Origin of the sequence: Arthrobacter glacialis (assembly GCF_002909445.1) — a bacterium.
GTDB lineage: Bacteria > Actinomycetota > Actinomycetes > Actinomycetales > Micrococcaceae > Specibacter > Specibacter glacialis.
This window is the reverse complement of sequence record NZ_PPXC01000001.1, coordinates 144,753-157,273: the sequence shown is the minus strand read 5'-3', so window position 1 is coordinate 157,273 and position 12,521 is coordinate 144,753. Positions and strand designations below refer to the sequence as shown.

General features: G+C 61.4%; 10 protein-coding genes. 2 read left to right on the top strand and 8 right to left on the bottom strand.

What is annotated here, in order from left to right:
* Positions 1-175 precede the first annotated feature (175 nt).
* The 6 genes from CVS27_RS00705 to ssd all read right to left on the bottom strand — a co-directional run bounded on the left by CVS27_RS00705 (position 176) and on the right by ssd (position 7,412).
* Positions 176-766 (bottom strand): hypothetical protein, encoded by a 591-nt coding sequence (locus tag CVS27_RS00705; RefSeq protein ID WP_133162843.1) that lies wholly within the window; start codon positions 764-766, stop codon positions 176-178.
* 576 nt (positions 767-1,342) lie between these two features.
* Complete coding sequence (locus CVS27_RS00700) at positions 1,343-2,836, bottom strand: recombinase family protein (protein ID WP_103463823.1); 1,494 nt, start codon at positions 2,834-2,836, stop codon at positions 1,343-1,345.
* A gap of 26 nt (positions 2,837-2,862) precedes the next feature.
* Entirely contained in the window at positions 2,863-3,087 is a 225-nt protein-coding gene (locus CVS27_RS00695) for a DUF4244 domain-containing protein (RefSeq protein WP_103463822.1), read from the bottom strand.
* Positions 3,088-3,323: 236 nt separating this feature from the next.
* Positions 3,324-3,962, bottom strand: coding sequence for a type II secretion system F family protein (locus CVS27_RS00690; RefSeq protein ID WP_103463821.1), 639 nt, complete (start codon positions 3,960-3,962; stop codon positions 3,324-3,326).
* A 907-nt stretch (positions 3,963-4,869) separates the two neighbouring features.
* Positions 4,870-6,186 carry a TadA family conjugal transfer-associated ATPase gene (locus CVS27_RS00680; protein WP_103463819.1) on the bottom strand — a complete coding sequence of 439 codons (1,317 nt, stop codon included), beginning with the start codon at positions 6,184-6,186 and terminating at the stop codon, positions 4,870-4,872.
* Complete coding sequence (gene ssd, locus CVS27_RS00675) at positions 6,183-7,412, bottom strand: septum site-determining protein Ssd (protein ID WP_103463818.1); 1,230 nt, start codon at positions 7,410-7,412, stop codon at positions 6,183-6,185. The genes CVS27_RS00680 and ssd overlap by 4 nt, the downstream gene beginning before the upstream one ends.
* Positions 7,413-7,532: 120 nt before the next feature.
* Here ssd and CVS27_RS00670 point away from each other — a divergent pair, with 120 nt between their 5' ends.
* Together CVS27_RS00670 and CVS27_RS00665 are read left to right on the top strand one after the other, a co-directional pair.
* On the top strand, positions 7,533-9,266 hold the full coding sequence (locus tag CVS27_RS00670) for a bifunctional 3'-5' exonuclease/DNA polymerase (protein WP_103463817.1): 1,734 nt from the start codon (positions 7,533-7,535) through the stop codon (positions 9,264-9,266).
* 57 nt (positions 9,267-9,323) lie between these two features.
* A complete protein-coding gene (locus CVS27_RS00665; RefSeq protein ID WP_103463816.1) occupies positions 9,324-11,015 on the top strand; it encodes an amidohydrolase in 1,692 nt (563 codons plus the stop codon).
* Here the strand turns inward: CVS27_RS00665 and CVS27_RS00660 are convergent.
* Together CVS27_RS00660 and nth are read right to left on the bottom strand one after the other, a co-directional pair.
* Entirely contained in the window at positions 11,012-11,707 is a 696-nt protein-coding gene (locus CVS27_RS00660) for an NUDIX hydrolase (protein ID WP_243399999.1), read from the bottom strand. The genes CVS27_RS00665 and CVS27_RS00660 overlap by 4 nt on opposite strands.
* On the bottom strand, positions 11,704-12,510 hold the full coding sequence (gene nth, locus CVS27_RS00655; RefSeq protein ID WP_103463815.1) for an endonuclease III: 807 nt from the start codon (positions 12,508-12,510) through the stop codon (positions 11,704-11,706). Before nth ends, CVS27_RS00660 begins: the two co-directional genes overlap by 4 nt.
* Positions 12,511-12,521 lie beyond the last annotated feature (11 nt).

Sequence of the window (12,521 nt, the reverse complement as noted above, 5' to 3'; positions counted from 1 at the left end):
GCTGGTGTTCCCCTTGATGTTTGACTGTCCGCCAAGAAAGAGGGCGTGATCGAAGCCCCCAAATCTATTGCCCCCATCGGCTGACAAGCTGATAATCAGCCGCACCAAATTAGAATTCCCTTGTCATGCGTGAGTCTGGGTTGCGCGCCGCATAAGGGACCAGCTAGCCGGTTCTTTACCTTGAAAGGGCGTCCTTAACCACCTTCATGAGGAATCCCACGAGGAATCCAAGTGGATCTGACGACTGATTCATAGCTTCTGCGGCTCGTGCAACGGGATCGATACGAGCTATATCTGTGTTTTGCAATGGTGAGTCGAGCTGCACTTCAGGATTCCCGTCGACGAGAACATCCAGTGAGACTCTAGCCCCTCGACGCAGTAGTACAGGCTTGATGCGGATGCGGTTGGCAATTTGATCGATATCGGGCTCCACATCGACAGAATTGATGTCAACAACAGTCAGATAGCCGTTGGGAAGCACTATTTCAAGGTTCCTCATAGCATCGAAGTGCGATGAGGAAATATCAGCAGATCCGATGTTCTTCAGTGTGATCTGCAGAATGTATGGGTCCACGACCGGCGTCCCCCCGTAGGACACCTCGAGGGCGCCCTTGGCCCGACTTGTTCCAGCAATTAACTGCACCGCATCCCAAGCAAAGAGGAGCTTTCGTCTTCTGTTGCCGAACTTCCGCCCGAAGAACCAGCTAATCATCACAGCAATAAGGATTCCGGCCAGCCATAACCACTCATTTTGTCCCCAAGTCATTGGACAATTATGCAGTAGATGTTAGGACCGCACATTCGGTAGCGGGTGTGTGACGAAGTGGCAGCGCTCGTGCAGGGGCCGGATAGCACCTCGGGAGGTCCCCTGGACGGGTGGACGGCATGGATGGCCGGGGTAGGGCCCAGTGCCTCGGTGCCTCGCCAACGACCATGTGAACCGCCGCATGGCCAGTGGTCCAGGCGTTATCCGAGAGTCATACCCCGGGGTGAGGACGCCGTGTCTGCTGCCTGGGCGCGGCGGCAGGCCCGGCCAATGGACCAGGCGTCGGGTGGTGCCATACGGCCGGATTATACGACTTGGTAAATGCCCTGGTGGCATCCAGAGTCGTGAGGGGAAGCCATGCTTGTAGAGTTCGCACCCATAAAAAGGAGCATCCGCTAACACCGCTGGTTGTTGGTCTAGGCATGCCGGCCCAGAGTCCGTGACTGTCCGTCGGACTTGGCCATTGGAGCAACGTCGGCAGCTGGCATTGGCCGGCTCCCTCTAGAACCAGGTCTTGTGCCTGGCCACCCAAGATCCCGCCGAGGTGACCGATCGGCATCGTCAAAGTCTCTGACGTTAGGCAACACCGTGCCGAGGTTCGATACCAACAGTCTCCTCGGCGGCAGGTAGCGTAGTGATCCGGTTACCATGGCCGACCTTTTTGATGACTACAGTCATGAGCATTTCGACCACAGCACGGCGGCGGGCCAAGGTCGAGTGGTCCCACCATGCACGTACATCGTCAACTCCTGCAAGGTCAGCTAGTGGGTCATGCCTTACGGCTTCAGCAATTTCATCGTTTACAGTTCGAAGCTCGCTAGCAAGGTCGTCCAGTGCTCCCTCAGCAGCCTTCGGGCTCATCTTTCCGGAGGCGATCAGAAAGGCAATAGCACCATCGCGCCCTTGGAGTTCGAGTCGGCGGGAATGGAGCACAGCGATGTCGGCAGTATCCGGACGCGATGCGAGCAGCGCCATTGCATCCCGCTGTGATAACCGGGCAATGCAGACCTCCGCAACGTACGCATCTATGATGTCACCGTTCCTCATGAAGTGGCCCCTGACGCAGCGGTACGCGTGGTAACGCTTCGTGGGCGCTTTGCCAGACCCATCAACTTTTGCGGTTGGATGGGTCTCTCCTGCGGCTGATCGGACGAATTCCCGACAGACCCCGCAGACAGCCAAACCAGCGAGCAGCCACTTCCGGGCCGTGCCTTGGTGATTGGGCTTGACACCGATGAGGCGCCCGCGCGTGGCGAGTAGTTGATCCAGGTCCACCACCGGTGCCCAAGCGCCGGGGACACATTCTTCAATTCGAATCTTCGTCGAGTCGAACTCCCCGGTTGGTTGTGCTGGCGCCAGTAGGGCTGCGTACACGGGGTTCAGCAACACCCGCCTTATCGTAGAGGCACGCCACGGAGCACCTCTTCGGGTAGACCGTCCAGATGTGTTCAGGTCCCGGGCCACCTGCCCCAAGGGTGCGCCAGCAAGGAACTCCTTGAAAATTTGCCGCACGTCCTGTGCTTCGTCTGGATCGATCACGAACCGGGTTCCCTGTTCATCGCGGTCTTGCTTCGCCACCCACCTGTAGCCGTGCGGGACCATGCCGGCCGTCGGGTGACCCGTCGCACGGCGTTCTAGCGCATACCGCTTGGCCCGTGCAGCCTTTAGCTTCACTTCACGCTCTGCTAGGAGTACCAGCTGCTTGAACATGAAGTCATCCACCGCTGTGTCGATCCCCCCACGGACGGTGAGTACCCGGATCGTGCGGCGTGGGACACTCAGCTCAAGAACATCACTCAGATTGCGTGTCAGCCGGTCAACGTCGTTGGCCAATACTGTGTCGAACTCTCCGGCGTCGAAGGCCTTGAGCATCGCCGCCCACTGCGTGCCGGAGCCACGCAACTTGCTGGCGCTGGTGTCATTGTCACGGTACTCAGCAACGATCCGCCAACCCTTGTACTTGGCCTCTGCGCGGCAGTCGTCGATCTGCTGGGTGATGCCTTGCTCCTCATCCGCCGACTGGCGGGCATAGACTGCGATCCTTGGGTTATTGGGGTCTCTAGAGGCCATAGAGTGAGTCTAGATGAAATATGTCATTAGTCGCCAACGGTGGCCAGTGTGGCTATGGCGTATTCAGCTGTCGCCATCCCTGCTTCCAGGCTCCTGTGGGCCACATGTCTGCCCTCTGCCACCGGACGAATTCTGGTGTTCACGACAGGGCGATTCCTGATTGCTCCGGGAAAGATCTCACGAACGTTCTCGGCGACGAACGTGCCATCTGCGCCGAGGATCTGCCCCTGTGCGGATTCATTACTATTCATCTGAACTCCTTGATATTCCACAACTGCTGTCTGCAGTTTTTGATGCAAATACGTCTTTGAGCTCCGCCGCTGGCGTTGGGAACGTTCAGCGATGTGTGGGCTGGTAGCTCCAAGCCTGCTCCAGTCCCCACGCCCATAAAAGGGCACTTGTGCAATCCGTGGACTAACCCTTCACTGGCTGTGCCTGTGGATGAATGAAGCGGGCCTTCGCAGCCGATTCCTGGCGAACATCCATGTCACAGGGCTGGAATCATGGCCATCACCACAGGCACCACACCCAAGGCGATGAAGGCTGGCAACGAGCAAAGTCCTAGTGGAACAACGAGTTTGACACCCAAGGCTGCTGCCCTCTTCTCAGCCTGGCGGCTGGCGGTTCGCCGGTACTGCTGCGCCTGGGCATGAAGCAGGGGCGCCGCCGCCGCTCCCGTCAATGCAGCAAAGCTGAGGGCAGTATGGATCTGGGCTACGTCAGGGCGCCCCATGTTTCCCTCCCACGCGTTGTGCCAGGACGCTCCAATCTCCAGTCCTGCCACCACACGCAGCAAACTCTCACGAATGCGCTCCGCCGAAACACCAGCAACCAGGCGCAGTGCGCCCGGCACTGTGAGCCCGGTATCCAGTGCTGTGCCTAGAAGTTCCAGCAGAAGCGGCACGTCCTCTATGCCGGCGGCCGGTTCATCGGACCCGCCGGGTTGTTGTCTTCGATGCTTGCGCCCGGCAACTCCGGGCACCAACTTTTTCGCCTGTGAATTCTGCCAAGTCGGACCTGAGGGATCATGATGACCCTGGGCACGCATCGCAGCCACGGAACTTGCCCCCCAGAGGCACCACGATGCCACCATGGAGAAGGCCAAAACCAGAATTGATCCCGTCATGGCAACCTGCGTATGCGGTGCTGGGATCCACCAGTTATGTTGGCGGTGCGAATTCTCCGAGCTGTGGGCGGAGCCGCCGCTGTGGCGATCATTTTGCTGGACCAAGCCCAACCTGCGAGCGCAAAAGTCACACCAACGGCGAGCACCGTCCAACCAATCGGCCCACCTAGGAGCGCCCCGAGGGGGTCCACCCCCATCGACATCCCGAGACCGAGCCCAATAAAAGGCAGCCAGCTCAACAGGCGCACCGTGGCTCGTGGGCCCGCCAGTGCGGTTTCCCGCAAGGCTGCTGCGTCTTGTTCGGCCTCGATGGCTGCAGCTAGCCGATTCAGAACTCCTGTCACGCCCGCACCGCTGGCCTCACACACCTCAAAACAGGCAGCCAGCTCCAACCAGGTTCTGTGCTGCTCAGCCGTCAGCGCAGCGCCCCGGGCTGTGGGATGCCCGCGCTCATTGGCGAGTGCCGCTGTACAGGCCTCACGTATTGATGCAGATGCTGGCAGCCCCAAGGTGCTGGCCCGTTGCACGGCCAGGACCAACAAGATGGTCGCGTCAGCAGGCTGTGGTGGACCGTTGATCCGCAGTTGAGAAAGTGTAGGTGGTGCCTGCGAGGGACCCGTGGACCACAGGTTCCTTCCACTGCCCCCACGCTCGCTTGTTGCACCGTCAGCTTCCACTGTCAGCACGTGGCCTAGCGCTCCCCAAAGAACTGGTCCTGTCCTTCCAGCCGCCAACAGTGACGCCAATTGACGGACCAATCGCGGTAAATCCTCCGGCGGAGCGTGCTTGTTCCGAATACGGGGAATCTGGCGAGTTCTGCCCACGACCGGCGGCTTCCGCCAGGCGGAGGTGTCAAGAGTAAGGAGGATGCCGGCCGCGCACAGCAAGACCAGCATCAGTATTGCCCTCACGGTGGCACCACTCGTTGTGGTCCTGCGGGGGTTAACACGGACGGTACATCAAAGTTTTCGGTTATGCCCAGGCGCCCGGCAAGCGAGGGCCAGCCACTGCCTTGAACAAGTTGATCAGCCAGCTCCGGCCTAGTGACATCAGCTCGAGGCAGTGGTGTTGCCTGGACATGCAGAGTTAGCGCAGGCACCACGGTCAGCTGGCGGTCGCGGAGTTCCACCACAGCAATTTCTGCGGCAACCCTGCGTCCTTGGATTCTTTCAAGATGAATGATGACATCAAGGGCACTGGCGCCCTGCAAATACACTGCCTCAGGGCTCATGGATGCCAGGGCCCCCAGCGCCGTGAGCCGTGCGGGCACGTCACGGGCACTGTTTGCATGAATGGTGCCGCCGCCACCGCTGTGCCCGGTGTTCAGTGCCATGAGCAGTTCCCGGACTTCTCTGCCCCTGCATTCGCCCACTATCAAACGCCCGGGGTTCATGCGCAAGGCTTGACGCACCAACTCCGCCAAATCCACTGCTCCGGCACCCTCTGCGTTCTCGTGACGGGCTTCCAACGTCACCACGTGGGGATGCTCCGGCTCCAACTCGGCAGCATCTTCTATCAGGACAAGCCGTTCCTGTGCGGGGCACAGACCAAGGAGAGTTGTTAGCAATGTGGTTTTGCCGGCTCCTGTGGCCCCACTGATGAGGAAATTCAGCCGGCATTCAATGACCTTCTGCAGGACACGAGCCAGCCTCGGCTCCACGCTTCCCGTGGCCATCAACTCATCCAGGGTTAGAACAGTTTTGTGTTTCATGCGAATGGACAGCAGCGTTCCGGTGGCGGAGATGGGAGGCAGTACCGCATGAACCCGGTAACCGGAGGCAATCTTCACATCCACGCACGGGCTGCTTTCATCCAATCTGCGACCCCCGCTTGCCACGAGACGCACGGCCAACGAGCGCAGCTCCCCCTCATCGGAAAACCGGACCGCGACGCGTTCAGGGCCCATCCCGCGATCAAGCCACACGGAGTCCGGTGCATTGACAAAGATGTCGCTCACAGCAGGGTCCCTCACCAGCGCCTGCAAGGGGCCCAGGCCATTGAGTTCGGCCGTGATCCTGTCCATGGCCACCAAAGATCCTGCGGCACCGAGCAACCGCCCGCTTTCCCGCACGGCAGCTGCCACCTGAAGGTCCGTCACAGGCCCTGCGTGGGCCAGAACTGTCCTGCGAACCACGTCGAGCAGCTCAGCATCCACCAGCTCCGGCCCGGCGGAACTATCCCAGGGGTTCCGGGGGAAGTTCTCGTTGTGTGCTGACGCACTCATGACTGACTCCTGCCCCGGGACCGGCGGGCCAGACTTTTGTCCCCTGCCATCCACTCAAGCGCGCTGGCCACCAGCATCCGTACGCGCCGTCGTCGCAACAACTCTGGGAGTCGCTGCGAGTCCAACGCTGCAGCCACTCCCCGCAGGCGCGGAAACTCGCCCACCAACGGCAGGCCCATAGCATCGGCCACCATGGCCGCGTCGAGGCCCTCCGCCACCGGGCCACGGACCACCACGGCAACCGGCATGGGCGGCAGCGAGTCCATCATCGCCAGCGCAGCCGAAGCAGCCCGCGTTCTTGCCGGGACCACCACAAGCAGTCCATTGCAGTGAACTGCAAAAGTCCTGAAGGCCTCGGGTGTTCGGCCCACGTCAACCAAGACCAGACCAAATGCTCCCTGAGCCGCCCGCATTACTTCAGCCACCGCAGACTGCGCTTGAGGCGGGGCTTGGGGCCCTGCCGTCAGGGGTAGCCGGGATTGGTGTGCGGCCACGGGCCGGCTCCCCGCTGAGGCAGGACCCCTCATAGCCACGGTGCCTTCTGTGTCCGGCCGCCCCGTTGAGTCCCACGAGATGAACGTCAAGGGGCCAACGTGGGGAAGTGCGGCAGCCAGTTGTTCAGGATTGATGGATCCGGAAACGCCCAGCAGTTCCGGCCAGCGCAGCCCCGGAATATCCTGCGCAGACATGGCAGCGCTCAAATCTCCTCCCCACCTGTCACCATCGATCAACAGGGTTCGGGTACCGCGCGCAGCAGCTTCGGCAGCCACCAGCACTGCCAATGTTGAAGCACCTGCCCCGCCACAACCTCCCACAATGCCCACCACCCCAGCCCCCGGAGAGGGACTGTGCAGACACGCCAAGTAGTCGGCCAGCCACTGCGCTGAATCCGGCAAAATGGCTACCCTATCTGCCCCGAGCCGTGCTGCCTGGCGCCACATTTGCCCTGCATCGTGGGCAAACCCCACAACAACGGTTGGACCACGCCAACCGGCGAGTCCCACCTCAACAACCGAATCGACCAGTACCGCCGCAACATCATCCCACTGCACAGGCAACTGCTCCAGGTCCTGCCCAATCAGCAGCTCAACCGCGCCTGCCGCACTGACCCGCCCCACTTCACCCTGCAGTTCCGGCGTGGCCGACAGCAGCAGCACAGTGGTGTCGCGGCGTGGGAGCCAGGGGTCCCCCGCCTTCCCGCGGGGCAGGCTTTTGCTGCTTCTCATAGGACAACTGTGACCATGCAGCGCCTGGGTCTCCAGAGCCCAAGGACAGAATGTGGACAACGGGGCACCATAGGGTGGCTGTGGAGGAATTAAGCAATCCGCCAGTGGAGAATAGAAGCTATGTACGCATTGCTGGCCATAGCCCCCGACAGTCCCACTGTGGTGGTTCAGCTCAGGCACGACGACGGCACGCCCGCCGCCCCCGCCAGGGCCGTGTCCCGAACGGGTCTCGGCGAGCTGGTGCGCAACATTGAGCACGAGCACCGTCCCCGCTGGGTATGGGACCGGGCAGCGCATTGGTATCCGGAGCTGCTGGCAGCCAACGTTCGGGTTGAAAAGTGCCACGATTTGACCCTCTGCCAGAACATCTTGCTGCACTCAGAGTTTGCTGCGACAAGCGACTACCACCGGCAGTTCACCCCCGTACCACCGGAAAACGAGTCCCTCCAGCGAGGAATTTCCCGCGGCGGGATCAACACCGGCCAGGAAAGCTTGTTTGACGCACCCCCGGCCATTGCTGCCCACAGGGCGTGGGACTTGGACACCGTGGCAAAGGAACTTGGGGCCCAAAAGGCCGCCATTCATTCATCCACAAGCCCCTCCCGGCTCACACTTTTACTCAGTGCAGAATCTGCCGGCGCTTTAGTGGCTGCTGAGATGCAATATGAAGGTATCCCTTGGCGGGAAGACCTACATAGGAGGCTGCTGCATGAACTGCTCGGACCCGAACCCAGCATCCACACGCACCCGGAAAAAATGGAAGCCCTGGCAGGGGAACTGCGCACCGCCCTCAACGCACCATCACTGAATCCTGATTCTCCACAGGAGCTGATGCGGGCTCTGCACCGGGCCGGGATCGACGCCAAATCCACCAGAAGCTGGGAACTGATGGAGTTCAAGCACCCTGCCATCGAATCCCTGCTGGCATACCGAAAACTCAGCAGACTTTTCACCACGAATGGCTGGAACTGGCTCGAACAATGGGTTCATGACGGACGTTTCCACTCTGAATACGTGGTGGGTGGTGTGGTGTCCGGCCGCTGGGCATCCCGCGGTGGTGGTGCCATGCAGATCCCGGCACAGATCAGGGGCGCGGCCGTGGCCGATCCCGGCTACTCACTCATTGTGGCCGATGCTGCGCAATTGGAGCCCCGCGTGCTAGCAGCCCTGGCCCAGGACACGGCCATGGCAGCGGCGGGCCAGGACGACGCCGGGAACAACAAGGACTTGTATGCCGGAATTGCGGCGCAAGGATTTGGCGGCGACCGCAGCATGGCTAAAATTGCTTTGCTGGGCGCCATTTACGGCGCTACCTCCGGCGAATCGGGGCGCCTGGTGCCGCAATTGGCGCGCATGTATCCCCGCGCACTGGACTTTGTGGAACGGGCAGCCCGGGCCGGGGAACGTGGCGAACGCGTGAGTACCTACTTGGGCCGCAGCACCCCGCCCACCACCACCGAGTGGCACGACAGCCAGCGAAGCGACTCGGCCCAGGAGCAACGCAGGGCTGAATCGGCGGCCCGCTCCCGTGGCCGGTTTACCCGCAATTTTGTGGTTCAGGGGACGGCTGCGGAATGGGCCTGCTGCTGGTTGGCGGAATTACGACGCCGGTTGCGGTCTCTGCCGGCCGCCTCACCAACCGTCGGCGACAGTCCGGCGGGTGGGGGCGCACCGGCGTTGGTGTTCTTCCTCCACGATGAAGTCATGGTGCACTGCCCGGACGCCTTGGTGGAGGAAGTAACCCAGATTGTGCACGAGTCGTCCAGGGCCGCCACCGAACTGATCTTCGGCAAGATTCCGCTGGAGTTTCCCGTCAACGTCAGTGTTGTCCAGTGCTACGCTGACGCCAAGTGAATCAGGGTGGCTGTACGGCCACCCGCAACGGCAAAAGCAACCCGTGAGAGGCCCCGCATGAGCGATGCCCAGTCAACGCCCGCCACAGCACCGGCCGCACCCCTACTCCGGGCAGCCCGTGGCACGCATCCTGAACAAGTTTTTTGCAACGGCAGCATCCTCACCATGGACGGCCCGGCCCCCAAGTATGTGGAATCGTTGGTCATCAGCGGCGGCACGATCGTTTTTGTTGGCGACGAATCGACGGCACGGGAGCGTTTCCCCGCCGCCGAACCACGTGATCTGGACGGGGCAGCCCTGCTCCCCGGGTTCATTGACGCGCACAGTCACTTTTCTGCAGCTTTTGACCTTGCCGACAGGGTGAACGTGGGCCCGCCACCCCTGGGCCACTGCACTGACATTGCCACAGTTCTGCAAACACTGGAGGCGTTCAGGGTCAGCCGCAGCATTGGCCCCGGCGAGTGGCTCATCGGTTATGGCTACGACCAGGAGGCCCTGACCGAAAACCGGCACATCACTGTCAACGACTTGGACGCGCTCTTCCCCGACGCCCTGGTCATGTTGGTGCACGTTTCCAGCCACGGCGCCGTCTTGAATTCGGCGGCCCTGCAGTGGGCGGGCATCAATGCCACCACGCAAACGCCCAGCGGCGGTGTCATCGCCCGGCTGCCAGGATCGCAGGACCCGGCGGGGCTGCTCATGGAAACGGCGTATATGAACCTCGTGGTGAGCAAGCTGCCGGTTCTCAGCCCGGGGGACAAGCTTCGCCTGCTCGACGCCGCCCAACAGGACTATGCCTCGCAGGGGTACACCCACGCCCAGGACGGTTTCGTCACTGTGGCCGATCTGGATCTCTACCAATCGGCGGCAGCTGGCGGGCTGCTCTATTTGGACATCGCAGTTCTGGGCTCATTCATGGAAGCGCCCCAATGGTTGGGCAATCCAAAGTACCCCACGGGAAGTTACAGTGACGGATTCAAGATCGCCGGACTGAAAGTTTTGCAGGACGGTTCACCCCAGGGCCGCACAGCGTATATGCGAAGTCCGTACCTGACGGGCGGTTTGGACGGCCAGGCGGATTGGTGCGGAGAGCCCATGATGCCGTTCGAGTCCTTCGCTGCGCTCGTGCAAGGCACCCTCATGCACGGCGTCCAGCTGTACACCCACGTCAACGGCGACGCCGCCATCGACCAGCTCATCCGGGCCGTGGAACAAACAGGAACCACAGCTGCCGACGACTTGCGGACGGTAGCCATCCATTCACAATTCCAGCACCCGGAACAACTGGCGGACTACGTGCGGCTCGGCATCACGCCAAGCTATTTCACCAACCACACATTCTTCTGGGGCGATGTGCACCGCGCCAACACGGGCGAGGGCCGGGCAGCGTTCATCAGTCCCCTCAAATCTGCTCTGGAAAAGGGGTTAGTCGTGTCCAATCACAGCGATTTCCCGGTGACAGCCCTGAACCCGTTCTTCATGATTTTCACCGCCACGAACCGCACCACCCGGTCCGGGAACATTCTTGGCCCGCACGAGCGGGTCAGCGGCTACCAGGCACTGCGGGCCCTCACCACCGGACCGGCCTTCCAACTCTTCGAGGAGCACAGAAAAGGTATGTTGAAAGTTGGCATGCTGGCTGATCTGGTGATGCTCGACGTCGATCCCCTGACGGCAGTTGCCGACGCGGTCAAGGACATTCAGGTGTTGGAAACCATCAAGGAAGGCGTGACTGTTTTCAGGCGCTAGATGGGGGCAGGAATTTCGCGGTTTTCATCCCACGGCACTGCCCAGCCCAATTCCTGGAAAACATACGTGAGGATGCCCGCGGTGAACCCCCACACCACCACGCCGTTCACCACAAAAGCGGGTCCCTTGTAGGGAAACCTGCCTCGTTTCAAGACTGCACTGACCCGGTTCTCCGGATCCAGCAGATCCCGCACCGGCACCCGGAAAACCTGCGCTGACTCACCATAGTCAACAACATCCACAGGCGATTGTCGCGCCCACCATCCCACCACCGGTGTCACCAAGAAATTACTGACGGGCAAGGGCACCTCGGGCAGCATGCCCAATACTTCAACCCCTGTCGGGTCAAGACCAGTCTCTTCTTCGGCTTCGCGCAACGCGGCAGCCACGATGGTGGCGTCCGTTCGATCCACTCCGCCACCGGGAAAAGCCACCTGGCCGGGGTGATCGCTGAGCGTGTGTGCGCGTTCAATCAGCAGTACGTCCAAATCGGCCGACACCAACGGCTTTGTTGAGGTGGCTGGTACGTCATCCAAAGCACCAAAGAGCATCAGCACAGCCGCTTGCCGGGCGGAGTCCCTGTCCATGGCTGGTTGCCACAACGACGGCCGTCCGGCCCTCAAGGCTGCCGGCAACGCGGCCGTGGCTGCTGCTTTTTCGGCCAGCGCCGCCAGATCCGCGTAGGCACTCACAGCTTTGATTCCGAATCCCGAGCAGCGCGCTGGAACTCTTGCCTGTACTGCGCGGCCATATCCACATCGGCAAGCATGCGCGCCAACAGATCCTCGGCTCCGGCAGCAAGCTCATATTTGAGCAGTTTGGCAGCCTTTACAGGGTCAACTTCGCCATCTCCATAGGCGGGGCACAAGTGCGCGATCGGGCAGGCTCCGCAGGCGGGTTTGCGGGCGTGGCAAATGCGTCTGCCGTGAAAAACCACACGGTGCGAGAGCATTGTCCAGTCTTTGGGCTCGAACAAGGCAGCCACATCGGCTTCGATCCGCACGGGATCGCTGGATTCGGTCCAGCCAAATCGCCGGGCCAACCGCATGAAATGCGTATCCACGGTGATGCCAGGAACGCCAAATGCATTGCCCAGCACTACGTTGGCGGTTTTTCGTCCCACTCCCGGCAACGTAACCAGGGCTTCCAGGGAACCTGGCACCACGCCGTCGTACTCATCGACAAGGCGCGTGGCCAGCGCGAGCAGGTTCGCCGCCTTGGCCCGGAAGAATCCCGTGGGCCGGATCAGCTCTTCCAGGTCCACGCTGTGGGCCTGGGCCAGCGCCAACGGGTCCGGGTAGCGGGCAAACAGTGCCGGGGTGACGGCATTGACGCGGACATCGGTGGTTTGCGCCGAGAGCACGGTGGCCACCAGCAGCTCAAACGGGTTGCGGAAATCCAGTTCTGCGTGCGCATAGGGGTATAGCTGCGCCAGTTCGCGGTTGATTTTCCGGGCCCGGCGTTTGAGTGCCAGCGTCGATTCCTTTGCCACCATTTCGTTGAGAA

Excerpts from the sequence above, each read along its gene's own strand:
- CVS27_RS00705 (WP_133162843.1), bottom strand. The coding sequence starts at position 766 with ATGACTTGGGGACAAAATGAGTGGTTATGGCTGGCCGGAATCCTTATT.
- ssd (WP_103463818.1), bottom strand. The coding sequence starts at position 7,412 with ATGAGAAGCAGCAAAAGCCTGCCCCGCGGGAAGGCGGGGGACCCCTGG.
- CVS27_RS00690 (WP_103463821.1), bottom strand. The coding sequence starts at position 3,962 with ATGACGGGATCAATTCTGGTTTTGGCCTTCTCCATGGTGGCATCGTGG.
- CVS27_RS00670 (WP_103463817.1), top strand. The coding sequence starts at position 7,533 with ATGTACGCATTGCTGGCCATAGCCCCCGACAGTCCCACTGTGGTGGTT.
- CVS27_RS00665 (WP_103463816.1), top strand. The coding sequence starts at position 9,324 with ATGAGCGATGCCCAGTCAACGCCCGCCACAGCACCGGCCGCACCCCTA.
- CVS27_RS00700 (WP_103463823.1), bottom strand. The coding sequence starts at position 2,836 with ATGGCCTCTAGAGACCCCAATAACCCAAGGATCGCAGTCTATGCCCGC.
- nth (WP_103463815.1), bottom strand. The coding sequence starts at position 12,510 with ATGGTGGCAAAGGAATCGACGCTGGCACTCAAACGCCGGGCCCGGAAA.
- CVS27_RS00695 (WP_103463822.1), bottom strand. The coding sequence starts at position 3,087 with ATGAATAGTAATGAATCCGCACAGGGGCAGATCCTCGGCGCAGATGGC.
- CVS27_RS00680 (WP_103463819.1), bottom strand. The coding sequence starts at position 6,186 with ATGAGTGCGTCAGCACACAACGAGAACTTCCCCCGGAACCCCTGGGAT.